Genomic DNA, 26,057 nt, shown 5'->3' with positions numbered 1-26,057 from the left:
GGCATGGTCACGGTAAAGCAACCATGCGCGCGATGAACCTCGCTGCCTAGTGAGGCATGTGCTTGTCAACCAGACCAGCAACAATGCCGTCCAAGATATCCTTTTCGCTGATATGGAACGTCAACGCTGTTGAATCATCTGCCCGACCGTTCGCCTTTGCGCTCTCCGTGAACATGTCAATCAACCCATCGACGATGGTAACGCCACCAGCAAAAACATCCGCACGCCCAGGATGCATCACTGGATTCGATGCCAACGACTGCGCATCCGTCTGCAACACCGACGAGTTCAACGCCCGCAGCGCGGCGAAATGCAAGGTCGACAAGTGGATTGCCGTCGGATCGTACGTTTCCAGACCCTGTGCCAATGCTGACAACGTCGTAAAGGTCCCCGCACAACCAACAATGGTGCGTGCAGCTGCCACTGGCACGTGTTCCGACACCTCACGCAGCTGCTTTGCGACGTACTCCCGTGCAGCCGACACCTGCTCCTCCGTAGGAGGTGAGTCGTGCAAGAAACGTTCGGTCAGGCGTACGCTGCCCATCGGTACCGACGCAGCGCCGGCAACTTCGCCATCGTGGTTTCCGATAATGACCTCGGTGGATCCACCTCCGACGTCAATCACACAGTACGGTTCGAGTTCCGGGTCTAGATCATCGACTGCTCCACGGAAGCTAAGTGCAGCCTCCTCCGCACCCGAGATAACCTCGGTTTCGACGTTCCACTGCTGCAGCACCCGCCGGGTCATGCTGAAGAACGCTTCGCGATTAGACGCATCGCGGGTAGCAGAGGTTGCAACCATACGAACCGCTTCGACTTTTTCGCGCTCCATGAGTTCGGCGTACCGAGTCAGCGCAGCCTCAACGCGCTCAAGAGCAGCGTCACTAAGTCGGCCAGTTGCGTCGACGCCTTCGCCGAGGCGGACGATCTCCATGACGCGGTGTAGCTCGGTGATCTCCAAGAAGCCATCGGCATCCTGGATATCGCTGATGAGCAACCGAATTGAGTTAGTGCCACAATCGACAGCCGCGAACCTAGTCATTCGCACCTGCCTCGGCCTGGCCAGCTGCAGTATCAGCCTGGTCAGCAGCATCAGCAGCAGCATTTGCTTCTTCGTCAGAGGCGCGGTCAGTGACCTTCTCGGGATAGAAGGCAGCGTCGAGTCGGTTAATGCCAAGTTCCTCGCATGTTGGCCAATCCTGTGGGATTGCCGTGCCACGTAGATCGGTACCGTCCGTAGCCAGTGCCACGGCCTCCGTGCCTAGTCGGAACCGTTCTGGCCCCTCAGCCAATGCATACGCGATGAGTACATGCAAGCACTTCACGCGATCCGGCATGCCGCCACCTGAGAAATCAGTTCCCAAGTCTTCGATAGCATTGCGCTCCGCCAGGTAATGGTCGTGAGCAGCCTGGTAGTCCGCAGCCAGCGCGGCATCTTCTTTCAGTCGCGCCGACATCGTCTTCATGACACCTTCGACCTCGAGACGTGAAGCTTCAGCTGTCAGACGAGGATCCGTCAAGTAGTACAACGTTGGAAACGGCGTGCCATCGTCCAGTCGTGGACGAGTCTTTACAACACCCGGCAATCCATCTGGGCAGCGGTAAGAAATCTCCATCACGCCACGAGGAGTGCGCTTAAGCTGCCTAGCTACTGCCTCGATATCTGCAGCGTCAACGGTCATGTCGATTCCTTTCTTCACACCGGCGTTTACTGGGGTAACTTCCCCCGGCCATACCGGAACACAGGCGAAATCTTACTTAATAACCTGGAGGCTGCGCGCTATAGCCCGCACCCAGACATCCTCGTGCTACTGCGCAGCAGGAACTTCGTTACCCTCTGCGCCCGCATCGCCTTCGGTATCTCCGGCGCCGTTAGCTGCGCCTTCGGGGATGGCGGTTTCCTCTGGGACTGTCGGCAAGCGATCTGGTTTGGTGGCTTCTTCCCTACCCGGATTAACAGGCTCGGGCATTTCCGGCATTACGGAAATCGACTTCCACAGCAATTCGTACCATTCACCATTCGGGACCTCGACATCTGGCTGAACCGTATCGATCGTGGTTTCGCCGATCTGCGGATCAATCAACCGGAATGGAGTTTCGCCCTCTTCTACCAAGCCAAGGCGAATACGCGCCTGCTCCTTGATATACGCCGGGTCCGAGTACTTTTCTTTATCCGCTTCCAGCTCAGCGACTCGGGCTTCCATACGCGCGATATTCTCGCGAGTTTCCGCCAGATCAGCGCGTTGTTGCGCATAGGTTCGCAACGGCATGGCCAGCGTCAACACCAAAAACACCAACAAAAGGCCCATGGTGAGAGTCTGTCCAGTGGTCAGCGACCCCATTCCTTGCGCCAACCGCGCTGCACCGCGTGACGACGACACCGCACCAGCATCACTGCCTGCGGTTCCGTTCCGGCGCGATCGAGCGCCTCGCCGTGCTGTATTTCCCATAGAGGCAACCATACCGCAGGAGCAGGCCACCCCGATGTCACACAGGGCCCACCAACCCCAAGAATTACATGAAAAAGACCGGCCTCCTGTTAAGGGAAACCGGCCTTCTTTACACAGCCACGTTCACTGTCATGGCGCAGCTGGAGTTTTCTTTTCGAGTTACTTCATACGTGGGAACGCGGAACGACCAGCGTAGACAGCCGCGGAGCCAAGGAGCTCCTCGATACGCAGCAGCTGGTTGTACTTAGCCACGCGCTCGGAACGAGCAGGTGCACCAGTCTTGATCTGACCACAGTTCAGGCCAACAGCCAGGTCAGCGATGGTGACATCCTCGGTCTCACCGGAGCGGTGCGACATCATGGTCTTGTAGTTGGCGTTGTGTGCCATTGCTACAGCCTCGAAGGTCTCGGACAGAGTACCGATCTGGTTGACCTTAACCAGCAGTGCGTTAGCAGCCTTCTTCTCGATGCCCTCAGCCAGACGAGCTGGGTTGGTAACGAAGAAGTCGTCGCCCACGATCTGAGTCTTGTCACCGATCTGCTTGGTCAGCTCGACGTAGCCATCCCAGTCGTCTTCCTGCAGTGGATCCTCGATGGAAACGATGTTGTACGCATCGACCAGGTCAGCGTAGACAGCAGCCATTTCCTCAGCGGTGTGCTCGCCACCCTCGAAGTGGTACTTGCCATCCTTGAAGAACTCGGACGAAGCAACGTCCAGTGCCAGAGCAACTTCCTCGCCCAGCTTGTAGCCAGCAGCCTCGATTGCCTCGACGATCAGGTCAAGAGCAGCCTTGGTGGATTCAACAGAAGGTGCGAAACCACCCTCGTCGCCCAGGCCGGTGGACAGGCCCTTGTCCTTAATGACCTTCTTCAGTGCGTGGTAAACCTCAGCACCAATACGAAGTGCCTCGCGGAAAGTTTCTGCACCAACTGGAGCGATCATGAACTCCTGTACGTCCACGCCGGAGTCAGCGTGTGCGCCACCATTGAGGATGTTCATCATTGGTACTGGCAGAACGTGTGCGTTCGGGCCACCAACGTAGCGGAACAGTGGCAGACCAGCGGACTCTGCAGCTGCGTGAGCGACAGCCATGGAAACACCCAGCAGTGCGTTTGCACCCAGGCGAGACTTGTTCTCAGTGCCGTCCAGCTCAATCATGGTCTGGTCAATCAGGCGCTGGTCGTCTGCTTCCATGCCCAGGATGGCATCTTCGATTTCCTCGAGTACTGCAGCAACAGCCTTCTCGACGCCCTTACCCAAGTAACGCTCTCCACCATCGCGAAGCTCGTGTGCCTCGTGGACACCCGTCGATGCGCCGGATGGGACAGCAGCACGGCCCATAGAGCCGTCTTCAAGAAGGACCTCAACCTCTACGGTTGGGTTACCTCGGGAGTCCAGGATTTCACGTGCGTTCAACTCGATGATTGCAGCCATAGGTCACCTTTCCGCCGGAACGGTTCCGGCACATAAAACAATTGTGACACGTTTTCGACTGACGCGCTGTGGGCAATAACCCCAACTTGTTTCAGCAAACCTACCTACGTGTGCTTCGCTCCTCTACGCAGGCTGCTTCAAGGCGTAGTTAGCTGCAGCATCGCGAACATCGCGTACATACTTCTCGGACTGGTTGTAGGCGCGGATCGCCTCCGTCCAACCTTCAGGGGTAGACAGATCCCGGTCATTAGCGCACAGCAGCTTGGCTGACGTCGCGGCAGCATCTTCGATGTTGTGCGGGTCAAGGACCCCGTCCCCGGACGCGTCAACGCCATAACGATGCCAGGTCTCTGGAATGAACTGCAAAGGGCCTACTGCCCTGTCGAATTCCGTATCTCCATCGAGCACGCCACCATCCGTATCGACGACCTTCGCGAAACCTCCCTCGCCATCGAGAGGTGGCCCAACGATGCTTGGCCGGGCGACACCGTCCGCGTCGATACGCGCTGGATTGAGCCAATCGCCGGTGTAAGTACCGTGACGAGTTTCCACCTGTCCTAAACCAGCCAGAGTGCCCCACGACAGGTTGCACTGAGGATACGAATCGGTGGCAATCAACTCTGCATTGGCATACGCACGCAGGGCGACCAACGGAATACGAGTACTTTCACTGATTGGCTGCGCCCACTGTGTTAGCTGTTCAGCAGTTCGTCCCGGAGCATGCACGTCAATCTGCAACGGCTTCTCAGCGACTGCTGGCGGTACATCATCTGGAATTGGCTGCCGCGTAAAGGGAACATTGACGGGCCCCACAAACATGCTCGCCGCGCCAACGAGACCGATCACCAGCAAGACTGCGAGCGTCGTAAAGCCAAGGCAGCCGCAACCGCGCGATGAGCGCTGGGCGCGCGCGTCGCGTCGGGGTTGCTGGTAGCCGTAGGTGGCATCGTGAGGCTCTGGGAACACGATTGACCATCCTACGGATATGGAGGCGAAAAGGGGAAAGCGCTGGGAGCATAACTGTGGACTCACAAGTAATTCTCAGCGCGAACTACGAAAGCGGCCCTTAAAGGACCGCTTTCCTAAAAACTTGATGAAGAAGTGGGGCTAGTAACGGTGCCGCCGGTGCCTTGACCTGCCAACACCCAAGCACCTCAGAATTAGTTAACGGTGCCCCACAACTCCGCATCGCCAGAGTCCGTACCAAACTCCGGTCCGGTTTCCCGCGCCCGCAGCTCCGCCAAGAACGTGCGTGCCACGTAGCGTGTACGTGCCTCCGCTCCGGACTCCAATTCCAGACCAGGCGTTGGGCACATGAGCTCGACTGGAATTTCCGAATCTGGAATCCCCAAACCACGTGCCCGGCGGATCGTCTCCTCGGCCAACGCGAGTGCTGGCAACTGCTCCGCCGGATCCGACTTCGCGGTGCCACGACCAGTCGCCCACGACTCTTCCTGCTTTGCGACGGGAACCATCTCGCCGTCTCGAACAGAACCGTCAAAGAGATAAGGCTGACGCGTGCGCATCTTCTCCACGAAAGCGTCTGCTACATCATTCAAATCAAAGTCTTCAGCGATTTCTGCATGGAACAGAACCTGCAGCAGAAGATCTGACAATTCACCACGAATGTCACCACCTTCGTTGACAGCATCGACGAATTCGTAGGCTTCTTCAATGAGATACGGCAGCAGGCTAGCGTGGGTTTGGCTGGCTTCCCATTCTCCGGTCGCGCGGGCAGCAGCCATGACGTCAACTGCTTCTTCGACCCGTGGCAGCTTCGAATCTGCATACACGACTTCAGTGTTGGCAGTTCCGGCTCCCTCGGTCGCGGTTGCTGGGGATGGCTCAGCTAGCTGGGCGCTTTGACCTCCCTGGCCAGTATTGCCCGATCCTGCAGCTGCAAACATGCCACCAGGCAGACCTGCGCCTTCGAGTTCGTTGTCCTCTGTGTCCTCCGCGGCGCCTACCGCACCAGCTGCCGGCTGGCCTGACAGTGGAGGCATTGGCCCATCGGATACGAAGGCACGCGCAGCGGCCTCGTTCTCGATAGCCGCTGCCGGAAGCGGATCTGGGGCTTCATCAAGGCCAACTCGAATATGGCGGTCGCCGGATTCAAGGCGTGCCAGGACTTCCTCGTTGTTGGGGTTAGTTGTTACCAATACGTCGGCGTCGGGGACAGAACGGCCGCCACCGTCGGCGATTGCCCACCGAACCCGAATGGGAACTTCTTCGGTGTAGCTCACGTCGCCAGTTAACAGGCTCGCCGCGTCCAGCGGAATAATCGTTGGAAACCGCGGGTCGAGCTCGATGACAGCCATGTAAATCCCTTTCCTAATTCAACGCCGGTTTAGCCGGACTGCTTTATGCCACCCGAGATATCCATCACGGGTATTCCTGCCATTCCGGTGAGGAAATCCGCAACCCACTGAACCAGGGCAATATCGCGCACAGGTTTTGCCCGCAATCCCCGGCCTTCCTTCGGCACCGCCACTGAGACAGTGCGTGTTGCGGCTCGGTATGTTGACTGCGGATGCAAACGCTTTAGGCGAACTTGCTTAGAATCAGCGAGTTCCATAGGCCCAATCTTAATGTGTTGACCCATCGCTTGAACTTCATGCACGCCGAATTCACGACAAATAATTCGCAATCGTGAAATAACTGCCAGCCTTTGCACCTCTATTGGAGGTTGGCCATAACGATCGACGAGTTCTTCAAGGACAACGTCAATGTCTTCGAATTGCTGTGCCGACGCGAATTTGCGATAGGCCTCAAGCCGCAATCGTTCGGCGGAAACGTATTCCGCTGGAATATTCGCATCGACAGGAAGATCAATTCGAACCTCTTTTGGTTCCTGGTCAGATGCATCGACAGTGGTGCCATCTGCTACCGCTTTGAGCGCTTGTACGGCTTCACCAACCAGGCGGACATACATGTCGAAACCAACGCCGGCGATATGGCCAGACTGCTCGGCGCCCAACACATTTCCGGCTCCACGCATTTCCAGGTCCTTCATTGCGACGGCCATGCCCGCGCCGAGGTCGTTGTTTTGCGCGATCGTCGCTAAGCGATCGTAGGAAGTCTCGGTGAGCGTGTGATCCGCCGGATACAGGAAGTATGCGTACGCGCGCTCGCGTGAACGACCAACGCGACCACGGAGCTGGTGGAGCTGACTGAGCCCCATATGGTGGGCATTTTCAACAATCAGGGTGTTCGCATTTGCGATGTCGAGGCCAGTTTCCACGATCGTCGTACAGACGAGCACATCGAATTCTCGGTTCCAGAAACCATTGACGGTGCGCTCCAACTGCTCTTCGCCCATCTGCCCATGCGCAACGACGACACGCGCCTCTGGCACCAAGTTTCGAATGTTCTGGGCAGCTTTGTCGATGGTGCTGACTTTGTTGTGGAGGTAGAAGACCTGGCCATCGCGGAGCAACTCTCGGCGAATCGCCGCCGCAATCTGCTTGTCGGACTGGGCACCAACGTAGGTCAATACTGGGTGCCGGTCTTCTGGAGGCGTGAGAATCTGACTCATTTCGCGAATACCTGCGATCGACATTTCCAGGGTTCGCGGAATTGGGGTTGCAGACATGGTCAAGACGTCGACGTGGTGACGAAGCGCCTTGATGTGCTCCTTGTGTTCCACACCAAAGCGCTGCTCCTCGTCCACGATGACTAGACCCAGGTTCTTCCAGGAAACACCGGTTTGCAGCAAACGGTGCGTGCCGATCACGATATCGACTGTGCCGTCCTTCAGGCCTTCCAGAACCTGCTTCGATTCCTTTGGCGTGGTGAAGCGCGACAACGCCTTAATCGTGACTGGGAAACCCTCCATACGTTCCGTGAACGTCGCAATGTGCTGCTGGGCGAGCAAAGTTGTCGGCACGAGTACTGCAACCTGACGGCCGTCTTGCACTGCCTTGAACGCAGCTCGGACAGCTACTTCGGTCTTGCCGTAGCCTACGTCACCGATGAGCACCCGGTCCATCGGCACGGGCTTTTCCATGTCCGATTTGATCTCGTCGATGGCAGTGAGCTGGTCTTCTGTCTCCGTGAATGGGAAGTTGTCTTCCATCTCGTGCTGCCATGGAGAGTCCGGCGCGAAGGCGTGGCCCGGCGCGGCCTGCCGTTCTGCATATAGCTTCACTAGCTCTTCAGCGATTTCGCGAACAGCACCTCTCGCCTTGCGCTTGGTGGACTTCCAATCAGAGCCGCCCATCTTGGATAGGCTCGGCTTCTCGCCACCGACATATCGCGACAGCAGATCGAGGCTTTCCATCGGCACATACAGCTGATCGGCCGGACCGCCACGCTTGCTTGGCGCGTATTCAAGCACTACATATTCCCGTCGCGCCTGGTCATCGCCGGTACCGATGGTGCGTTCGGTCAACTTCACAAATCGACCAATGCCATGCGTATCGTGCACCACATAGTCGCCTGCCTGCAGAGCCAACGGATCTACTCGGTTGCGTCGCTTGGCTGGCTTGCGTCGTCCCGCACCGATATCGGCGACGCGGTTACCTGTCAAGTCCGACTCTGTAATCAGAGTCAGCGCCCCGCCCTTCATACGCGGGAATTCCAGACCACCGTGCAGTACACCCTGATAGACGGTTACGCGCGCTGGTTCTGGCTCCTCCGGGCCGGTGGCAACTCGACACGCAATTCCAGCTTCCCGGAACTTCTCTGCTTGACGACGAACCCCCGCCGGCGTCGCCGCCACATATGCGACGCGTTCGCCCGCCACAGTTGCTGCTCGGATTCTTGCCATCATGGCGCCGATTTCTTTGAGATCACCGCGTGGTTCCGGACCTGGCTCGTAGGTCAGTGGCAACACGTCGTCTTCGCTGACTCCGGCCTCCAACATGCCTGGAGGCGAGAACGTCCAGCACGGTTCCATCCGCACGCTGTCGAGACTCCGGTATGCCGTCGCTTCCAACCCGTCGGTTGGAATAGGCGCAGAGCCACCCATCGCTGCGGTTTCCCACGCAGCGGCCATGAATTCTTCGCCAGTAGTGATTAGATCGGCAGCACGCGAACGAATACGCTCGGGCCCACACAACACGGTGTGCGTTCCATCGGGCATGAGTTCGGGCAGTGGGCGCATTGGGCGCTTCGTCAGCAGCGGAATGAGAGCTTCCATGCCATCGACCCACTGCCCTTCTCCAATGCGCGTCAGCATTTCTTGCACTCCACCGGAGCGCTGTGCTGCAAGTTTCTGTGCTTGCGTGACGACGTCATCGTCGAGAAGCAGTGCCCTACACGCAAAGACCTCTACTTCAGCGATGTCGACTTCGGCGATCGTGCGTTGATCGCCGACGGAGAAGGCGCGAATGTCGGTGACTTCATCGCCCCAGAACTCGACGCGAATAGGTAGTTCAACTGTCGCAGGGAACACGTCGACGATGCCGCCACGGACGGCGAACTGACCACGGCGACCCACCATATCGACGTGCGAATAGCCATGTGCGACCAGCCGTTCTGGCAGATTCTCGCAGTCAGTATCGACCTTGATCAGAATGGGGGCGGCGTTGGGATCATGGGTGTCGTCAAGAATCGGCTGCACCAGGGATCGCACCGCAGCGACCACAACACGAACCTGACCCGAGCGGACATGGTGCAAGACTTCACGACGTCGCGCTACTGTGTCCACCGCTGGCGACAACCGCTCATGTGGAAGCGTTTCCCACGAAGGAAAGTATGCGGCCTTGTGTCCCAACATGGAACGAAGTTCAGCAGCGAGGTCTTCTGCTTCGCGACCAGTCGCGGTTACCGCGAGTACCGGAGCCTTAGCTGCCATCGCAGCAACGAGATGCGGACGGACGCGGTCAAGGCCGGAAAGCGCCAGGTCATCCTGCCCGATTCGAGTGAGCACTCCCGACAGCTGAGGATCAGTGCGTACGAGATGTGCAAGACCAGACAACGGTGCCACAGGTTGTGTGGTGGATCCTGGAGCGGAAGAAGACATGGGCTAAAGCTTAACGCGTGTGATCAGAGTGCGCTTTGAGCATCAGTGAGTTGCGTGGCTAGCCGTGAGAACTACCGCACTCCATGCGCTGGATCTGCCTCTTCGCCAGCACCCAAACGCGCACCCTGCGCTGCAATTAGGCCGTCAACTTCATCCAGCAGCTTTGGGTCTGACTCCATGCCAGCCAGGCCATTCCAACAGAGGTTCACGATATGAGCAGCGACTGTTTCCTTGTCCAGCTCAGCTAATTGATCCCTTCTCTCCATCCACCACTGCGCAGTCTGCGACACCATGCCGACAAGTGAGTTTGCGTAGAGCACTGCGAAACGACGGTCGAAGCCAGCGCGTTCAAACGCTGCACCAAGAATGGGGCTGACCGATTCTGTCGCATTGCCAAGCAACGTGGCATAGCCACCGCTCGCGCCCGGGTCGCGGGCGAGAATGGTGAAACCCTCTGGGTTTTCTTCAACGTAAGTCAGAATTGCCAGCACAGCCTGCTCGATGCGAACTCGCGATCGCCCCAAAGAAATGGCGCTGGTGATGGCATCTTCCAGGGCAGCCTTTTCTTCTTCAACGACTGCCTTGTACAGATTTTCTTTACTGCCGAAGTGTTCGTACACAACAGGCTTCGACACACCTGCAGCCGCCGCTATTTCTTCCATCGCCGCCGATTCCATGCCCCTGGCTGCAAAAACGGCACGGCCGATAGTTATCAGCTGTGCGCGACGCTGAAGCCGAGTCATCCGACGCCGAGTGGTGTTACTACCCATATTTGTGAGCCTAGCGGTTAGTCTTGGTATCGTGTTCCAGTGGCCTTCTGAAGGCCAGTCCCCCATGGTGTAATGGCAACACTCTGGTTTTTGGTACCAGCATTCTAGGTTCGAGTCCTGGTGGGGGAGCTTCCGAAGGGTTAGCGCTTTTGGCCCGCGGAGTCTGTGTTGCACCACAGTTGCAAGAGATGCACCCGATCTAGGAGTAGCAACGTATGACTGACGGTTCAGCCACCGCAGTAGTCATCTTGGCAGCAGGCCAAGGCACCCGTATGAAGTCCGCTACACCAAAGATGCTGCACGGCATCGGCGGTCGCACCATGTTGGAGCATGCTCTCTACGCTGCTCACGGACTCAATCCAGAACAGATTGCTGTGGTCGTTGGCCATCAGCGCGAAAAGGTCATCACCGCCATCGGCGAGTGGGTGGAAAAGTCCGGTCGCACCGAAGGCGTCGGCATCGCCCACCAAGACGAGCAGAACGGCACCGGCCACGCGGTACAGTGCGCATTCACCAATGCTGACCTGGCAGAGTTCGAAGGCACCATTTTGGTGACCACTTCGGATGTCCCGCTCCTCGACGCCGAAACTCTTCAGGCGCTCCTTACCGAGCACAACCGCAAGCCACGCGCTGCTGTCACCGTCCTCACCTCCACCGCGGACAACCCAACTGGCTACGGTCGCATCATTCGCAACTCTGACGGCGAAGTTCTGCGCATCGTGGAAGAAAAAGATGCTAACGACGACGAACGTCAGGTCACCGAAGTCAACTCCGGTGTCTATGCCTTTGATGCAGCAACACTTCGCGACGCACTGACAAAGCTCAACACTGACAACGCTCAGGGCGAGCTGTACTTGACCGATGTCATTGGCATCGCGCGTGAGGCGAACCGTTCCGTCCGCGGCCACCGCCTTTCGGACCCAATGGTTGTCGCTGGTGCCAATGACCGTGTCCAGCTGGCAGCTCTCGGCAAGGAACTGAACCGCCGCATCTGCGAAAAGCACATGCGCAATGGCGCTTCCATCATCGACCCTGCTTCCACGTGGATCGATGTTGACGTTGCTATCGAACGCGATGTCACCATCTACCCGGGAACACAGCTGTATGGAAAGACCGTCGTCAAGGAAGGCGCCGAGGTTGGCCCGGATACGACGCTGACCAACATGGTTATCGGTGAAGGTGCAACTGTCGTTCGCGCGCACGGTTCTGATTCGGAGATCGGCGCTAATGCGAATGTAGGACCGTTCACGTACATCCGCCCGAACACGAAGCTCGGCGAGGATGGCAAGCTGGGTGGCTTTGTGGAAACCAAGAATGCGCAGATCGGACGCGGTTCCAAGGTGCCACATCTCACCTACGTTGGCGATGCCGAAATTGGCGAACAGTCCAATATTGGCGCGTCGAGTGTCTTCGTCAATTACGACGGTGTGAACAAGCACCGCACCAAGATCGGTAATCATGTTCGTACCGGTTCGGACACGATGTTCATCGCACCAGTAGAGGTTGGCGATGGAGCGTACTCGGGAGCGGGTACTGTAATTAAAGACAATGTTCCTCCGGGAGCGCTTGCAGTCAGTGGTGGCCGTCAGCGCAACATTGAGGGATGGGTTGAGCAGAAGCGCCCGGGCACCCCGGCTGCCAATGCCGCCAAAGCAGCACAAGAGAAGAATGACCAGGAAGGCTAGAGCAGCTTATGACCGGCCAATGGATCGATAGTCAGAAGAACCTAATGCTTTTCTCCGGGCGCGCGCACCCGGAGTTGGGCGAGGCAGTCGCCAAGGAGCTGGGTGTCGAACTGACCCCAATGACCGCCCGCGACTTCGCGAACGGTGAGATTTTCGTTCGCTTCGAGGAGTCCGTACGTGGTTCCGATGCTTTCGTGCTGCAGGCTCACCCAGCGCCACTGAACAAGTGGCTGATGGAACAGCTCATCATGATTGACGCGCTGAAGCGTGGTTCGGCAAAGCGCATTACCGCGATTCTGCCGTTCTTCCCTTATGCACGTCAGGACAAGAAGCACCGTGGCCGCGAGCCTATCTCCGCTCGCCTGGTTGCAGATTTGCTGAAGGCAGCAGGCGCAGACCGCATCGTTTCGGTCGACCTGCACACCGATCAGATTCAGGGCTTCTTCGACGGTCCGGTCGATCACATGCATGCGATGCCAATCCTCGCTGATCACATCAAGACGAACTACACCCTGGAAAACCTGGTTGTGGTCTCCCCTGATGCTGGTCGTGTGAAGGCTTCCGAGAAGTGGGCGAACACCCTGGGCGATGTCCCAATGGCGTTCATTCACAAGACTCGTTCGGTCGATGTTGCAAACGAGATTGTTGCTAACCGCGTTGTTGGCGACGTTTCCGGCAAGACCTGCCTGCTTATCGACGACATGATCGACACTGGTGGAACTATCGCCGGTGCAGTCCAGGTTCTTCGTGAGGCTGGCGCGCAGGATGTCATCATCGCCACTACCCATGGTGTTTTCTCGGGCCCAGCTCGTGAACGCCTGTCTGCTTGTGGCGCGCGCGAGATCTTGACCACCGACACTCTGCCACAGAGCACCGAGGGCTGGGACAACCTGACTGTGCTGCCGATCGCTCCGCTGTTGGCTCAGACTATTCACGAGATCTTCGAGAACGGTTCTGTCACCACCTTGTTTGAGGGCCAGGCCTAGTTTCGACACTGCTGTAGGCGCTTCGTCCTACCGCCCCACACCGATGACATCTGATCGGTGTGGGGCTTTCTGTGTTTTTGGGCTAGGGTACGTGACCTCGCCACGCGTGAAGGCTCAGATCGTGCGTCTGCCATTTCCAATCGGCTCGGTAGCTCCTCTGCAGCCCCAAATCCAAATTTCTGACCTGGGCTTATGCAAAATTGCGTGAGCTGCAGAGGAGCTACCGAGCCGATTCAAAAGCGCAGACCCTATCCAGGCAGCATTTCCCGACGCTCAACGCCAAAGGTCAGTCCCTCAACCCCTGGGGCCCTTCCCTACCCGAGATTTCCTTTTCTGACCGCAGACCGGTAGCATCTTCCCGGTAAGTCTCGGCGAGGGTGGCCCTGATCGGCCCCGTTATCGACGCGACGCAGCAACCAGTAGCGAGATTGCTTGAGGGCAATCGTCGTGAAGCACTGTGTGACGCACATAATGCACTGGACGCGGCACGTGCTCGACTCCCGGATAACGCAACCATTTACGTTTAGGAGTCCTCAGACTATGGCTAAGCCAAATATCGTGAAGCTTGAAGCTCGCAACCGCACCGAGTTCGGCAAGGGTGCCGCTCGCCGTGCACGTCGCGCAGGCGACATCCCAGTGGTTATCTACGGTGCAGACCTGGATGCCCCAATGCACGTTCTCGTTGATTCCATCGAGTTCCACGCAGTTCTGCGTAACTACGGCATCAACGCTGTCATCGACCTGGACATTGAGGGCGAGTCCCAGCTGTCCATGGTTAAGGCAGTTGACCAGAACGCGCTGACCCTCGACGTTGACCACGCTGACCTGCTGGCTATTCACCGCGGCGAAAAGGTCGAGGTTGAGGTCCCAGTTGTTCACTCCGGTGAAGTTGCTCCAGGCGCACTGCTCATGCAGGACGCAGAGACCATCCTCGTTGTTGCACCAGTACTCTCCATTCCAGAAGAGATCGTCGTCGATCTCGAGGGCGCAGAGGTTGGCACCCAGGTTCACGCTGGTGGCGTCAAGCTGCCAGAAGGCCTCGAGCTTGCTGACGACGCTGAACTGCTCATCTTCAACGTTGTTGAGCCAGAGGAGCAGCCAGCTGAGGACGAAGAAACCGAAGAAGGCGAGGCAGCTGAGGGCGAAGCACCAGCAGCTGAGGGTGAAGAGTAATTCTTCGCTAGTCGCTTAGCACGCTAGTTGCGTGCTCTAGAAACGCGCCACTTCCCGATTGTCGGGTTGTGGCGCGTTTTGTGGTTTTCGGGGTCGTTTCTCATCAGTTCGCCTCAAAGACTCACTCCCGACTGGGTGTGCCAAGATGATAGGTATGAATTCGTCGCAAAGCTCAAACACGGATCCGATTTTGGTAGTTGGCCTTGGCAACCCTGGACCGAAATATGCGGACACTCGGCATAACGTCGGCCATATGGTGTTGGATGAGCTCGCGTCGCGGACGGTTCCGATGGCATCGACGTTTAGCGTGCACAAGCGATCAAATGCAGAGATTGTGCAGACCCGGTGGAGCAACCCGGATGGGTCGGAACGACAGATCATTTTGGCTAAATGCCGGTGTTTTATGAATCTGTCGGGAGGTCCGATTGCGGCGCTGACGAAGTTCTTCAACGTCGCTCCGACGAATGTCATCGTTGTTCACGACGAACTTGATGTCGAGCCCGGCAGCATTCGTCTCAAGCGTGGCGGTGGCGAGGGCGGCCACAACGGATTGCGCTCCACCACGAAATCCCTGGGCACCAAAGATTACCTGCGCGTGCGCGTCGGTATCGGCCGCCCACCGGGCCGACAGGATCCGGCGGATTATGTGCTCCGCAGCTTTTCGACGACCGAACGCAAGGAACTGCCCTTCATTATTCAGGACGCTGCCGATGCCGTGGAGCTTATCGCCAAGCATGGTCTTGAGGTGGCGCAGAACCACGTGCATGGGAAATAGCTGAGGGCACTTCGAAGCCTAAAAGCTGCTCCCTCCCCAAATAATGGGAAAGGAGCAGCTTTCGCTATCTAACGCTGTCTAGCAACCGCCCTCCAACCGCCCTGCGGCTGCTGGGTGGCATCGCCGACAACCTCTTACAGCTCGTCGAGGTGCTTTCGCTTCGGGTACACGACTGGGCGTGCGCCTGCGATTTCCTCAACGATACGAATGACCTGGTTCGAGTAACCGAACTCGTTGTCGTACCAGACGTAAAGAACCAGCTGCTTGCCGTTGGCGATGGTAGCCAAACCATCGACGATGCCAGCGTGGGTGGAACCAACGAAGTCGGTCGAAACAACCTCTGGCGAGTGGATGTAGTTGATCTGCTGGCGCAGAACCGAACGCAGAGAAACGTCGCGCAGGTAGTCGTTGACTTCGTCGCGGGTGACGTCGTTCTCCATGGTCAGGTTCAGAACAGCCATCGAGACATCTGGGGTTGGTACGCGAATTGCGTTACCGGTCAGCTTGCCTTCGAACTCTGGCAGTGCCTTCGCAACAGCCTTTGCAGCACCCGTGGAGGTCAGCACCATGTTGAGGGTTGCTGCGCGACCACGACGATCACCCTTGTGGAAGTTGTCGATCAGGTTCTGGTCGTTGGTGAAGGAGTGAACCGTCTCGACGTGACCGTGGTTGACGCCCCACTTGTCGTTCAGAACCTTCAGCACTGGAGTAATGCCGTTGGTGGTACAAGAAGCAGCCGACAGAATCTTGTCGGAGTCGTCGATGTCCTTGTGGTTGATTCCGTAAACAATGTTCTTGATGTCGCCCTTGCCTGGAGCGGTCAGCAGAACGCGAGCAACACCCTTCGACTTCAAGTGCTGCGACAGACCATCGCGGTCACGCCATGCACCGGTGTTGTCAACGACGATTGCATTGTCGATGCCGTACTCGGTGTAGTCAATCGCCGATGGGTCACCAGCGTAAATCATCTGAATTGGGGTGCCGTTAGCCCAGATGATGTTCTTTTCCTTATCGACGGTGATCGTGCCGTCGAATGCGCCGTGTACGGAGTCACGGCGGAGCAGGGATGCACGCTTCTCAATGTCGATGTCACCCTTGCTACGTACGACGATTGCGCGCAAGCGTGGACCGTTGAACAGTGCTTCACGAGACAGCAGGATGCGAGCCAACAGGCGGCCGATGCGGCCGAAACCGTACAGAACTACGTCTGTCTTTGGAGTGTCGTTGCCGGTGCCGATAACGTCTGCGAGCTCCTTGTTCAGGAACTCCTGCAGGTCGCCTCCCTGCTCTTCGTAGCGAGTCGCGAGGGTACCGAGGTCGATCGACGAGGTGCCCAAGTCCATCTCGACCAGTCGCTCGAGGATTGGCAGGGTCTGCGTCAGTGGCAGCTCCTGATCAATGACGCGGCGAGCGAATCGATGCGACTTCACAATGTCAATCTCGGTGACATTCTCCAGTCGACGACCGAAAATAGAGGTAACCACGTTCTTGTTGCGACGGAGCTGACCGAGCAGCGGGATCATCTTCTCCGCAATCTCGATACGTTCGTTCCAGTCGTTGTGGTTATTCGAGGCCGACTCCGGCATTTGTCCTCCTGAGGATTCAGAATCAGATAATTCAGAACAAGGGAATCATGGGTAACCAAGCGTCAATTCGGCCCAACTATGCCGTGTAGGCAAAACTGTCTCGTGACTGTTTCGTGGCCTGTCAGCTGAGATTATGAGTCCACGTTCAAATTTACCTAGGAATTGCTTCCTCGTGTTCTCGAGCTAACCCAGGCGTAAGTTTCGGGGGTAATGATTATTAGACTGTGGCCTAAACTTGACAGCATGCATTCCGCACCTGCCGTCCCACCCACAGATCCCTCTCCCGTTTCCTTGCCACGTCTGGTAGTCACCGATATGGATGGAACACTTCTCGACGGCGACGGCAACATTCCAGATTCCTTCTGGCCAACCATCTCTGAACTTTTGGATCGGGGCGTGTTCTTCGCTCCTGCATCGGGTCGACAGTTCGCTCGCTTGGTGACGCAGTTTGCCAGCATTTCCGACCGCATTTCCTTCATTTGCGAGAACGGCAATTTCGTCGTCCATCAAGGCAACGTGGTCTCTGCGACCGTCTTAACCCGCGATGCTGTTCGGGCCACGGCCACAGCGGTCAACGATTTCAATCTTCAGAGTGCCAATAACGATGAGCCAGTTCTTGGCCTCGTCGTGTGTGGACACAAGAGCGCATACATTGAGCGCTACCCCGCCACTGATCCAGCTACCACCGATCGGCTCACGTCCTTTTTCAACGAAGCGAACAAGTATTACGCCGAGCTAGCGCTCGTCGACGACCTGGAGACGGTATTGGCGAATGACAACGTCGTAAAGCTTGCTATTTATGCATTCGGTGATGTGGAAGATCTCGGTGTAGCACCGTTCCTGGGAGCTCGGGTAGCAGGTTTACGACCAGTGGTGTCGGGTGCACGGTGGGTGGACCTGATCGATCCGAAAGTGAACAAGGGCACAGCACTGCGCGATTTACAGGAAGCGCTCGGGGTTAGCCAAGAAGACACGGTCTGCTTCGTCGATTACCTGAATGACCTGGAACTTCTTGACTTTTCGGGGAAGTCCTACGCAATGGCAAATGCGCACCCCCTGATTGCCGAACGGGCAACGAACCACGCTCCAGCGAACACCCAGAATGGTGTAGTGACAATCCTGAGGCAATTCTTAGAGTCGTAGCCTAGGCGTATGTCACGGCCCGAAGAAGAGACCCCAGAAGCAACTCAAAAGGCAACGCCTGAAGCAACGACCGAAGGGCTGCCCAAAGCGAGGCCGAAGGCACGAACGATTGTCATCACAGGCGCAAGCGATGGCATTGGAAAGTCGGCAGCTTTCACTCTGCATGCTGCTCATCAGTACGATGACTCTCCCACCGAGCTAGTTCTCGTAGGTCGTAACCCAGAGAAAACCCGGTCTGTCGCACAGCAGATTAATGCGAAGTACTACACCGCTGATTTCTCTGACCTCAGTGAAGTTCGAGCTCTGGCGCAAACACTCAAAGACAACCATCCGCACATTGATGTCCTCGCGAACAACGCTGGCGGATACTTCGATGGCCCGCTGATCACGAAAGACGGCTACGAGCTCACATGGCAGGTGAACTACGCAGCGCCGTTCTTACTGACCACACTGCTTCTCGACAAACTGATCAGCGCCAACGCCACTGTCGTCAACACCTCGTCAGTAGCTGCCCAGTACCTGAGCCGATTCTCGTTTAAAGACACGCAATCGCTCAGTCGCTTCAGTTCCCGGCGCGCCTACGGAAACTCCAAGTTGGCGCAGGTGATGTTCACTCACGAGCTGCATCGTCGCTTTCACAGCCAAGGTCTGAATGCGGTGGCGTTTCATCCTGGAGTAATTGCCACGAACTTCGCGTCCGGCACTCGCGGGCTTCTCGCACTCGGTTATCATTCGGCGGCCAGAAAGGTCATGAGCGACGTCGCAAAGGGTGGTGAGAATCTCGCCTACTTCATCGATGGCACTCCAGACATCGCGTGGAAGTCAGGGCTGTTCTACAACGACCGTCGCACTCCGGGAAAGATCCGCAAGATTGCGTACGACGATTCTTCAACGGAAAAGCTCTACGACATGACGGAACGCTACCTACAGCTGCGCGAACACTAGGGAGCTCAACGGTCCCTGTTGCGAGAGTTGGCCAAATTGGGATCGATCCTGGCCACCTACTACTCTTGTTGACCATGACCACCCTTGCCGAGGAAGCCACACGCCGCCGCACATTCGCTGTTATCGCCCACCCGGACGCTGGTAAATCCACGTTGACCGAAGCGCTGGCGCTGCACGCACACGTAATTTCCGAGGCAGGTGCTGTCCACGGCAAGGCCGGCCGTAAAGCAACCGTTTCTGACTGGATGGAAATGGAAAAGGATCGCGGTATTTCTATCGCATCGTCCGCGCTTCAATTCGAGTATGCCCCGGAGGACCATGAGGGCGAGCCTTTCATGATCAACTTGGTGGATACCCCAGGTCACGCGGACTTCTCGGAGGATACCTACCGAGTTCTCACTGCTGTCGATGCTGCTGTCATGCTTGTCGACGGTGCGAAGGGCCTTGAACCCCAGACTTTGAAGCTGTTTAAAGTCTGTAAGGCAAATGGCATTCCTATTGTCACGGTGATTAACAAGTGGGACCGCCCCGGCAAGGCTCCACTCGAGCTCATGGACGAGATCTATGAGGAAATTGAGTTGCAGCCAACTCCCCTGTTCTGGCCAGTCGGCGACGCTGGTGACTTCCGTGGCTTGCTACACCGTGGCGAAGATGGCGAAGCAATCGAGTTCATTCGCTTCGAACGCACCGCTGGTGGATCCACCATCGCATCGGAGACGCACCTTACTCCTGACGAAGCTGCAGCTGAGCAGGGTGACGCGTGGGAAACCGCCGCGGAAGAGTCGGAGTTGCTATCCGCCGACGGCGCGGATCACGACCAGGAAATGTATCTCGCCGGCGATACCTCACCAGTGATTTTCGCCTCGGCCATGCTGAACTGGGGTGTCCACCAGATTCTGGATACTCTTTGCGAGCTTGCGCCGGCTCCTGCTGCTCGCGAATCTGACCCGAACGCAGTCGCTGCTGCGGCGGGATCTGGCCAGACGGCGATCGTCGAGAAGCGTGAGCCTACCGATCCGTTTGCTGGCGTCATTTTCAAGGTGCAGGCCGGAATGGACGCGCATCACCGAGACAAGTTGGCGTTTATGCGCGTTGTGTCTGGCGAGTTTGAACGTGGCATGCAGGTGACGCATGCGCAGTCGGGCCGTTCCTTCTCTACGAAGTACGCGTTGACGGTGTTTGGCCGTACCCGTTCGACGGTCGAGACTGCCTACCCTGGCGACATCGTGGGCCTCGTCAACGCTGGTTCTCTTGCCCCAGGCGACACTATCTACGCTGGTCCAAAGGTCCAGTTCAAGCCAATGCCCCAGTTCGCGCCGGAGCATTTCCGAACGCTGCGGGCGAAGAGCCTCGGCAAGTACAAGCAGTTCCGTAAGGCAATCGATCAGCTTGATGCCGAAGGCGTGGTCCAAATTCTGCGTAACGACGCTCGTGGTGACGCAGCACCCGTCATGGCTGCTGTCGGCCCGATGCAGTTCGAGGTCATGCAGGGTCGTATGGAAGTCGAATACAACGTGGAGACCGTCACGGATCCAATTCCATACTCAGTTGCGCGTCGTACTGACGAAAAGACAGCCCCAGAGTTGGCGAAGCAGCGTGGTGTAGAAATCTTCACTCGCTCCGACGGGGCTATCATCGCCTTGTTCGGTGACAAGTGGAAGCTGTCCTTCATTGAGAAGGAGCATCCAGAGTTCACCCTTGAAACACTGGTTGCCGACTAGCGTCGCGCTGGCACCGAGGAATCGTCTCGGAACAACTTTGGTGCCAGCCACAAGCTGACGTATACAAGCCCCACTAGTACGGGAACTTCGATCAGCGGGCCAATGGTTCCAGCCAGCGCTTGCATTGATGTTGCACCGAACGTGCCGACGGCGACTGCGATTGCCAACTCGAAGTTGTTGCCTGCAGCCGTGAACGCTACCGACGCAGATTTCGCGTAGTTAAGGCCGACTGCCTTGGACGCGAACAGAGCGACAACGAACATAATGACGAAGTAGCCCAACAGTGGCACAGCAGCACGGACGACGGTGCCCGGATTCTTGGTAATCGCTTCTCCCTGGAGGCTGAACAGGAGCACGATCGTGTACAGCAGACCGATCAGAGCTAGTGGCGAAATCTTTGGCAAGAATGTGCCCTCGTACCATTCTCGACCCTTGGTCTTCTCACCGATGATGCGGGATAGGGCTCCGGCAAGCAGTGGAATACCGAGGAACACGGCGACACTGCCGACGATGGACCAGAATGAGAAATTGGCGGAGGTCGTCGGCAAGCCAAGCCACCCTGGAAGAACTTGCAGGTAGAACCAACCAAGCACGCCATAGAGAAGTACTTGGAACACAGCATTGATGGCGACGAGGACGGCGGCAGTTTCACTGTCTCCGCAAGCGAGGTCGTTCCAAACCAGAACCATCGCGATGCAGCGTGCGAGACCGACAATGATCAAGCCAGTGCGCAGCTCGGGGCTATCGGGCAGGAATGTCCAGGCGAGAGCGAACATCAGAGCGGGGCCGATGAGCCAATTCAGCACAAGTGAAATGGCCATGAGTTTACGGTCAGCGGTGATTTCGGCAGTCTTGTCATAACGTACTTTTGCTAGTGGCGGATACATCATGACCAGCAGGCCGATGGCAATCGGGATCGAAATGCTACCGATCTCCATCGCACTGAGCGCATCATTGATCCCAGGCAAGAGTCGACCCAGCACAAGGCCTAGCCCCATCGCGAGGAGGATCCACACGGCGAGCCAACGATCGAGGAATGACATTTTCGAGGCGGCTGTGTCGTGCCGTTCGACACTGTGGTCAGCTGTCTTTTCAGCAGTGTTCATGGTGGTCAACTTACTCCATATATCGATACTTGTCGATACATCTAAATGACCACGTGTTTTTCACCGGCGACGTACAGTAAAGACATGAATACCCACGACGATGAGACCTGCAGCCAATCCGCCTTAATTCAGGATTCTGCAGCAGTTGCTCCCATCGTTGACATACTCAAAGCCCTGGGTGATAAGACCCGCCTGCAACTCGCCCTGTACATCGACTCTTCGGACGAGCCGGTCTGCGCTTGTGCATTTCCAGAGGCCTTCAATATGAGTCAATCCACCGTCTCACACCACCTGGGCAGGCTTGTCGACGCCGGCATCCTCAATCGAGAAAAGCGTGGCAAGTGGAGCTTCTTCAGTATCGCCGCCTCTTTCGACGCAGAGCTCCTTGCACTCATCCAGCGGCAAATTTAAAGCCTGCACGGATCTCGATCGCCAATTCCGCCCATCCTGCATTGAGGCGCACTCCCACCTCGGGTGAATGCAACTCAATAGATGAGTGACATTCCCCACACGGCAGATTTACGCAACAATTTTGACCCTAATTTAATAATATTTATCTCCGCAGGCCATACGCTCGACATCGATTAAACCAACACCCCTGTTGCTATATAATCGCAGGTCAAGGCAGGCTTTCCTTGCTTGCCGGAATACCTAACGACCCTTAGATTCGGAGTTATCAGATACGCAGTCAGTAGTTAGACACCACCTAGGGAGTCCCATCATGACCACCACAGTTTCCGCTTGCACCGCTTCCGATTGCTCATTCAACAACGGTGGCTGCACCGCACTCGCCATCACCATCATTGACACCAAGGCACCGACGTGCGGCACTTTCGTAAACCTCGATGCCCGTGGCAAGGCGGGCGACGCCGACAGCAAGGTTGCCGTTTGCCATCGCCTCGATTGCGTCCACAACAGCGAACTCACTTGCTCTAACGAGACGGTCGAAATCACCGGCGCGGACGCACAGTGCGCTAACTACGAATCCGCGTAGTAGCATTCGCACGAGCATCGTGAGAGTGCCTACTGGCACTCAACTTCAGTAGACAGCACCCAAGAGAAGTAGCGCGCTTCAGCAAACGAGGCGCGCTACTTCTCTTTTCGAAGGCGAGCTGTCACCAAGGCGACACCTCCCCTCCTCAACCCGGTATCAGATACGCATAGAAACGTGCCGAGCTGAGGCTTCTACGGAAAGGGCCGCTAACTCCTTTTCCAGGCTTTCAAAAGTCGGGGATGTACGAACGAATGGAATTTCAACAGTGGTCACCACAAAACCGGCAACCTCCATCAAGGTCACTCCATCTTTATTGACATCAACTACGTAGATACCTTCATCGTGTTTGGTATGCAGAACATTGCCTCGAGCCGAGACAGCATACGCATTCAGCATTCCCGCGCTCGCCACTGCAACCAGGTGCGACAAGGTAACCGCACCACGCAGAACTACTGCTTCACACGCAGCGATCTCATCACCATCAACCTCACAGAGCTGCTGCGCTTCAGGTAGGAGTTCCCTGAAGTTGAACGACACTGGTCCGGCAACACCGTGGAAGAACAGTCGATCCAGATGAATGACACCTACGCGAACACGACCGTCACTTTCGCCCCATCTGATTTCGACGAGCGCATGGACACTTGATGCAACAATGTCGGCGCTGAATTCAGGGGCTTTCTTCTCGACATCCATGCGGGCAGGCATATCGCCGAACCCCACGACATCACTTTCAAGGCAAGTGAAAACCAGTTGCCCCTGGCTATTGACCCCATGAGCAAGCACTTCGATGCGAGCACGAGCATCAATTTTGTACGGCACAAGAGTCATAGCACCGACTCCCGCCAAGATGCGACACACCTGAGAAGTAGCGATGTCACGGTTCATGAAAGCTCCCCTTTTCATTAGGCAAGGCTAAACTATTTCACCTTGCCTAACTTGTCAAGGGGTTTCGACAAAACTACCAGGAAAACTCACTGGGCACGCCGGTGCCCAGCAAGTTGCTACCGTCGCTAGTCCTCCGGCAGTGGTGGCTCCTTGCGCAAATCTCGCGCCGTCGCCTTACGAACTTCCCTTGGCTCCTCATCCCTCTTGCTAAATCCAGGCAAGCCACTTCCCGCGATTCCACTAGCACCGAAAATATTCGGCAACTTTTCTAAAGCTTCTCGCCCCACGTCAATTGACCTGCGCAACACTTCACCGCCGGCTTCGCGCGTCTTCCCGAACGCATCATTTGCCATATGTTCCGCTTTACGACGGAACTCTCGGCGCTTTTCGTCCCGCTGACGCTTCACCTCAGCAATATTGTTCTGGCGCTCGCGCTCCTTTTCGAATGCTTCAACATTCTTCGACTCTGCGTCGGAAAGCGCTTTCGACGACGCCGCGGCATCATCCCATGCCTCCTCCAAAGACTCGGCGAGGTACAGCATGGAATCAATACGCTTTTCCACATCGCGCAACTTCTCGCGGTAGCCCGCCTGAATGTCGAAACGACGCATGATTCGGCGCGCGCGACCAGCAGCTTCGCGCCACGCGGCAATAGGACCCTGCTGGATCGAATCGTCCACGATGAACCTCATCGCCCATGGATCAACCTCAGGCGAGGCAAGCTTGTTGCGGACTCGCTCTTCACGGTCCAGCACTTCTTGCACGAGCATTCGCGCGCGCTCCTCTGCCTGAGAAGCACGATTAGTACGGGAGTTATCTGGTCGGAACGTCACGTGGCCTATCCTAATCAACTTCGGGTCGGGCTAGTCTATAACTATGATTACGCTGCCCGAGCTTCTGTCACCGATCGACCCCGAGGCACCACTACTTGTTGTTGCGGCTCACGAGGAAGCTGAACATCTCGACAGCGATTGGCCAATCCTACTCACCGGCATCGGGCGCATTCGAGCTACTTTTGCGCTTACCGACGTTCTCGCCCGAGGGCCACTGCCCCGCGAAATTATCAACATTGGCACGGCAGGCGCGTTAAAGAACGTGTCTGGCGTACATCGTGTTGGCCATGTTGAGCTGCATGATTTCTCACATTCGTCGATACGCAGAATCACCGGAGATACGGCATACCCGCCGATTCAACTAAATGACGATGAGGACTGCCTACGGCTGGCGACCGGCGACGTATTCCTGGAAGATCCGGCGATGCGTCGCAAGTTGGCGAAGCGGGCAGACCTCGTTGACATGGAGGGATACGCAATTGCGTGGGTGGCGCGCCGTTATGATGTGCCGGTTTCGCTCATCAAGCTCGTGTCAGACTCCGCCGGTCGAGACGCCGGAAAGCTGTGGGCAGATGGTGTCGAAGAGTGTTCCAGGGTGATGTCCGACTTCTTGAGTCGCACCCAAGTAACAAATCCCCAAGACACAAACACGCCGTAAACAAGGTAGAGCACTGCGGATGGGTAATAGCCACCGGCGAAAAGCAGCGGCACGCCAACAATATCGACGGCAATCCAGATCAACCAGAATTCGTTGATTCCGCGCGCCATACCCCACGTTGCCAGCATCGACCCGATGAAGATCCACGCGTCAGCCCACGGTCCCCACGAACCCAGTGCTTGGAAAACCTTGGCGCATGCGATCGTTCCGACAACTGCGACGAGGAGTAACCCGATGCGCTCCTGCGTGGTCGCCCACCGTGGATCGACGGCTTCTCCGCTTACATTCTGCGCGCTTGCGTTACGACGAGTCTGTCCCCACTTCCACCAGCCATACAGGCTGACAGCCATGAACATCACTTGTCGTCCTGCTTGCCCATAAAGGTCAAGGTTTTGCGGAGTATGGAAAACACCGCCGAGGAAGACAGTAAACAACAAAATGTTGCCGATGATGCCGATTGGCCATGCCCACACCATTCGTTTCATTCCAAAGTAGGCGGAACCGAGGCCGAAAACGTTGCCGACAATTTCCCTGATAAGGATCGGAGCACCAGCGATTGTGACCTGTGCCGTCAAGAAATTGTGCATGAAAAAATCCACGAGAAAAACTCCTTCTCTTCCATCCGGACTATGACCGTCGGTTTTGGATTCCAACCAAATCTGCTGACCTTCCGTGCCCGGAAGCGCTCGCGGACTTATTTCACTGACCAACTGCGAGACTGCATGTTGGTACGACCACGCGATCGTAGATCGCTGGCCATGAACTTCACCGCCGGTGGGGAATTTCGCCCCGCCCTGAGAATGTGTGCTTTACGGTAGCACTCCTGCTGTGGACGCTGGGTACTTTTCGCGGGAATTGGCCACGAGCAGTGAAACCATGAGCGCGATCTCGGCTGCCCCTGTAAAAACCACCGACTACGTACACCAGCACACATATTAGGTATGTTGA

General features: G+C 56.8%; 23 protein-coding genes, 1 tRNA gene, 1 pseudogene and 1 riboswitch. Of the genes and pseudogenes, 12 read left to right on the top strand and 13 right to left on the bottom strand.

The genetic code is table 11. The features are described from left to right. Window positions 1–46: 46 nt before the first annotated feature. The 8 genes from WG938_RS07535 to WG938_RS07500 all read right to left on the bottom strand — a co-directional run bounded on the left by WG938_RS07535 (window position 47) and on the right by WG938_RS07500 (window position 10,619). Complete coding sequence (locus tag WG938_RS07535) at window positions 47–1,042, bottom strand: Ppx/GppA phosphatase family protein (protein ID WP_339979318.1); 996 nt, start codon at window positions 1,040–1,042, stop codon at window positions 47–49. Next, entirely contained in the window at window positions 1,035–1,682 is a 648-nt protein-coding gene (locus tag WG938_RS07530) for a DUF501 domain-containing protein (RefSeq protein ID WP_445292903.1), read from the bottom strand. The genes WG938_RS07535 and WG938_RS07530 overlap by 8 nt, the downstream gene beginning before the upstream one ends. 126 nt (window positions 1,683–1,808) lie before the next feature. Then, window positions 1,809–2,450: an FtsB family cell division protein gene (locus tag WG938_RS07525; protein WP_339979316.1), complete on the bottom strand. Its 642-nt coding sequence runs from the start codon at window positions 2,448–2,450 to the stop codon at window positions 1,809–1,811. A 159-nt stretch (window positions 2,451–2,609) separates the two neighbouring features. Next, window positions 2,610–3,884 carry a phosphopyruvate hydratase gene (eno, locus tag WG938_RS07520; RefSeq protein WP_339979314.1) on the bottom strand — a complete coding sequence of 425 codons (1,275 nt, stop codon included), beginning with the start codon at window positions 3,882–3,884 and terminating at the stop codon, window positions 2,610–2,612. A gap of 123 nt (window positions 3,885–4,007) precedes the next feature. Next, complete coding sequence (locus WG938_RS07515; RefSeq protein ID WP_445292902.1) at window positions 4,008–4,850, bottom strand: lytic transglycosylase domain-containing protein; 843 nt, start codon at window positions 4,848–4,850, stop codon at window positions 4,008–4,010. A gap of 194 nt (window positions 4,851–5,044) precedes the next feature. Beyond that, a complete protein-coding gene (locus WG938_RS07510) occupies window positions 5,045–6,202 on the bottom strand; it encodes a MazG nucleotide pyrophosphohydrolase domain-containing protein (RefSeq protein WP_339979312.1) in 1,158 nt (385 codons plus the stop codon). A gap of 29 nt (window positions 6,203–6,231) precedes the next feature. Beyond that, window positions 6,232–9,849: a transcription-repair coupling factor gene (gene mfd / locus WG938_RS07505; protein WP_339979309.1), complete on the bottom strand. Its 3,618-nt coding sequence runs from the start codon at window positions 9,847–9,849 to the stop codon at window positions 6,232–6,234. A 71-nt stretch (window positions 9,850–9,920) separates the two neighbouring features. Further along, window positions 9,921–10,619, bottom strand: coding sequence for a TetR/AcrR family transcriptional regulator (locus WG938_RS07500; protein WP_339979305.1), 699 nt, complete (start codon window positions 10,617–10,619; stop codon window positions 9,921–9,923). A gap of 58 nt (window positions 10,620–10,677) precedes the next feature. On the opposite strand from WG938_RS07500, the gene WG938_RS07495 reads away from it, so the two are divergent. The 6 genes from WG938_RS07495 to pth all read left to right on the top strand — a co-directional run bounded on the left by WG938_RS07495 (window position 10,678) and on the right by pth (window position 15,238). After that, window positions 10,678–10,748, top strand: a tRNA-Gln gene (locus WG938_RS07495). A gap of 86 nt (window positions 10,749–10,834) precedes the next feature. Beyond that, window positions 10,835–12,304, top strand: coding sequence for a bifunctional UDP-N-acetylglucosamine diphosphorylase/glucosamine-1-phosphate N-acetyltransferase GlmU (gene glmU / locus WG938_RS07490; protein WP_339979303.1), 1,470 nt, complete (start codon window positions 10,835–10,837; stop codon window positions 12,302–12,304). An 8-nt stretch (window positions 12,305–12,312) separates the two neighbouring features. Next, entirely contained in the window at window positions 12,313–13,290 is a 978-nt protein-coding gene (locus WG938_RS07485) for a ribose-phosphate diphosphokinase (protein ID WP_339979300.1), read from the top strand. Between the two features lie 377 nt (window positions 13,291–13,667). Beyond that, window positions 13,668–13,817, top strand: a complete 150-nt coding sequence (locus WG938_RS07480) for a hypothetical protein (RefSeq protein ID WP_339979297.1) — start codon at window positions 13,668–13,670, stop codon at window positions 13,815–13,817. Window positions 13,818–13,830: 13 nt separating this feature from the next. Continuing rightward, window positions 13,831–14,463 (top strand): 50S ribosomal protein L25/general stress protein Ctc, encoded by a 633-nt coding sequence (locus WG938_RS07475; protein WP_339979295.1) that lies wholly within the window; start codon window positions 13,831–13,833, stop codon window positions 14,461–14,463. A gap of 154 nt (window positions 14,464–14,617) precedes the next feature. Next, window positions 14,618–15,238: an aminoacyl-tRNA hydrolase gene (gene pth, locus WG938_RS07470; protein WP_339979293.1), complete on the top strand. Its 621-nt coding sequence runs from the start codon at window positions 14,618–14,620 to the stop codon at window positions 15,236–15,238. 134 nt (window positions 15,239–15,372) lie between these two features. On the opposite strand, the gene WG938_RS07465 is transcribed toward pth, so the two are convergent. Then, window positions 15,373–16,824: a glyceraldehyde-3-phosphate dehydrogenase gene (locus tag WG938_RS07465; protein WP_339979290.1), complete on the bottom strand. Its 1,452-nt coding sequence runs from the start codon at window positions 16,822–16,824 to the stop codon at window positions 15,373–15,375. 243 nt (window positions 16,825–17,067) lie between these two features. Between WG938_RS07465 and WG938_RS07460 the strand changes: the two genes are divergently transcribed. The 3 genes from WG938_RS07460 to WG938_RS07450 all read left to right on the top strand — a co-directional run bounded on the left by WG938_RS07460 (window position 17,068) and on the right by WG938_RS07450 (window position 20,633). Beyond that, window positions 17,068–17,967 carry an HAD-IIB family hydrolase gene (locus WG938_RS07460; protein ID WP_339979288.1) on the top strand — a complete coding sequence of 300 codons (900 nt, stop codon included), beginning with the start codon at window positions 17,068–17,070 and terminating at the stop codon, window positions 17,965–17,967. Window positions 17,968–17,976: 9 nt separating this feature from the next. Then, on the top strand, window positions 17,977–18,912 hold the full coding sequence (locus tag WG938_RS07455; protein WP_339979285.1) for an SDR family NAD(P)-dependent oxidoreductase: 936 nt from the start codon (window positions 17,977–17,979) through the stop codon (window positions 18,910–18,912). A 74-nt stretch (window positions 18,913–18,986) separates the two neighbouring features. Next, window positions 18,987–20,633 (top strand): peptide chain release factor 3, encoded by a 1,647-nt coding sequence (locus WG938_RS07450; protein WP_339979283.1) that lies wholly within the window; start codon window positions 18,987–18,989, stop codon window positions 20,631–20,633. Here the strand turns inward: WG938_RS07450 and arsB are convergent. Further along, entirely contained in the window at window positions 20,630–21,676 is a 1,047-nt protein-coding gene (gene arsB / locus WG938_RS07445) for an ACR3 family arsenite efflux transporter (protein WP_339979643.1), read from the bottom strand. The genes WG938_RS07450 and arsB overlap by 4 nt on opposite strands. A gap of 147 nt (window positions 21,677–21,823) precedes the next feature. On the opposite strand from arsB, the gene WG938_RS07440 reads away from it, so the two are divergent. Both WG938_RS07440 and WG938_RS07435 read left to right on the top strand, forming a co-directional pair. Further along, on the top strand, window positions 21,824–22,150 hold the full coding sequence (locus WG938_RS07440; RefSeq protein ID WP_339979280.1) for an ArsR/SmtB family transcription factor: 327 nt from the start codon (window positions 21,824–21,826) through the stop codon (window positions 22,148–22,150). 310 nt (window positions 22,151–22,460) lie between these two features. Continuing rightward, window positions 22,461–22,733, top strand: coding sequence for a DUF1540 domain-containing protein (locus WG938_RS07435; protein WP_339979278.1), 273 nt, complete (start codon window positions 22,461–22,463; stop codon window positions 22,731–22,733). Window positions 22,734–22,889: 156 nt separating this feature from the next. On the opposite strand, the gene WG938_RS07430 is transcribed toward WG938_RS07435, so the two are convergent. Both WG938_RS07430 and WG938_RS07425 read right to left on the bottom strand, forming a co-directional pair. Next, entirely contained in the window at window positions 22,890–23,618 is a 729-nt protein-coding gene (locus tag WG938_RS07430; RefSeq protein ID WP_339979275.1) for a hypothetical protein, read from the bottom strand. Window positions 23,619–23,743: 125 nt separating this feature from the next. After that, window positions 23,744–24,451 carry a hypothetical protein gene (locus WG938_RS07425; RefSeq protein ID WP_339979272.1) on the bottom strand — a complete coding sequence of 236 codons (708 nt, stop codon included), beginning with the start codon at window positions 24,449–24,451 and terminating at the stop codon, window positions 23,744–23,746. Between the two features lie 43 nt (window positions 24,452–24,494). On the opposite strand from WG938_RS07425, the pseudogene WG938_RS07420 reads away from it, so the two are divergent. Continuing rightward, window positions 24,495–25,007, top strand: a pseudogene (locus WG938_RS07420) (nucleosidase); the annotation flags it as partial. Here the strand turns inward: WG938_RS07420 and pnuC are convergent. Beyond that, window positions 24,950–25,696, bottom strand: a complete 747-nt coding sequence (gene pnuC, locus WG938_RS07415; RefSeq protein WP_339979641.1) for a nicotinamide riboside transporter PnuC — start codon at window positions 25,694–25,696, stop codon at window positions 24,950–24,952. The pseudogene WG938_RS07420 and the gene pnuC overlap by 58 nt on opposite strands. Before the next feature lie 19 nt (window positions 25,697–25,715). After that, window positions 25,716–25,915: riboswitch (FMN riboswitch) on the bottom strand. Window positions 25,916–26,057: the final 142 nt, after the last annotated feature.

Origin of the sequence: Corynebacterium sp. H113, assembly GCF_037572315.1 — a bacterium.
Lineage (GTDB): Bacteria > Actinomycetota > Actinomycetes > Mycobacteriales > Mycobacteriaceae > Corynebacterium.
This window is presented reverse-complemented; position numbering and strand designations above follow the sequence as displayed.

Excerpts from the sequence above, each read along its gene's own strand:
- WG938_RS07440 (WP_339979280.1), top strand. The coding sequence starts at position 21,824 with ATGAATACCCACGACGATGAGACCTGCAGCCAATCCGCCTTAATTCAG.
- pnuC (WP_339979641.1), bottom strand. The coding sequence starts at position 25,696 with ATGCACAATTTCTTGACGGCACAGGTCACAATCGCTGGTGCTCCGATC.
- pth (WP_339979293.1), top strand. The coding sequence starts at position 14,618 with ATGAATTCGTCGCAAAGCTCAAACACGGATCCGATTTTGGTAGTTGGC.
- WG938_RS07465 (WP_339979290.1), bottom strand. The coding sequence starts at position 16,824 with ATGCCGGAGTCGGCCTCGAATAACCACAACGACTGGAACGAACGTATC.
- mfd (WP_339979309.1), bottom strand. The coding sequence starts at position 9,849 with ATGTCTTCTTCCGCTCCAGGATCCACCACACAACCTGTGGCACCGTTG.
- WG938_RS07500 (WP_339979305.1), bottom strand. The coding sequence starts at position 10,619 with ATGGGTAGTAACACCACTCGGCGTCGGATGACTCGGCTTCAGCGTCGC.
- eno (WP_339979314.1), bottom strand. The coding sequence starts at position 3,884 with ATGGCTGCAATCATCGAGTTGAACGCACGTGAAATCCTGGACTCCCGA.
- WG938_RS07430 (WP_339979275.1), bottom strand. The coding sequence starts at position 23,618 with ATGAACCGTGACATCGCTACTTCTCAGGTGTGTCGCATCTTGGCGGGA.
- WG938_RS07475 (WP_339979295.1), top strand. The coding sequence starts at position 13,831 with ATGGCTAAGCCAAATATCGTGAAGCTTGAAGCTCGCAACCGCACCGAG.
- glmU (WP_339979303.1), top strand. The coding sequence starts at position 10,835 with ATGACTGACGGTTCAGCCACCGCAGTAGTCATCTTGGCAGCAGGCCAA.
- WG938_RS07450 (WP_339979283.1), top strand. The coding sequence starts at position 18,987 with ATGACCACCCTTGCCGAGGAAGCCACACGCCGCCGCACATTCGCTGTT.
- WG938_RS07525 (WP_339979316.1), bottom strand. The coding sequence starts at position 2,450 with ATGGGAAATACAGCACGGCGAGGCGCTCGATCGCGCCGGAACGGAACC.
- arsB (WP_339979643.1), bottom strand. The coding sequence starts at position 21,676 with ATGTCATTCCTCGATCGTTGGCTCGCCGTGTGGATCCTCCTCGCGATG.
- WG938_RS07530 (WP_445292903.1), bottom strand. The coding sequence starts at position 1,682 with ATGACCGTTGACGCTGCAGATATCGAGGCAGTAGCTAGGCAGCTTAAG.
- WG938_RS07460 (WP_339979288.1), top strand. The coding sequence starts at position 17,068 with ATGCATTCCGCACCTGCCGTCCCACCCACAGATCCCTCTCCCGTTTCC.
- WG938_RS07535 (WP_339979318.1), bottom strand. The coding sequence starts at position 1,042 with ATGACTAGGTTCGCGGCTGTCGATTGTGGCACTAACTCAATTCGGTTG.
- WG938_RS07485 (WP_339979300.1), top strand. The coding sequence starts at position 12,313 with ATGACCGGCCAATGGATCGATAGTCAGAAGAACCTAATGCTTTTCTCC.
- WG938_RS07435 (WP_339979278.1), top strand. The coding sequence starts at position 22,461 with ATGACCACCACAGTTTCCGCTTGCACCGCTTCCGATTGCTCATTCAAC.
- WG938_RS07510 (WP_339979312.1), bottom strand. The coding sequence starts at position 6,202 with ATGGCTGTCATCGAGCTCGACCCGCGGTTTCCAACGATTATTCCGCTG.
- WG938_RS07455 (WP_339979285.1), top strand. The coding sequence starts at position 17,977 with ATGTCACGGCCCGAAGAAGAGACCCCAGAAGCAACTCAAAAGGCAACG.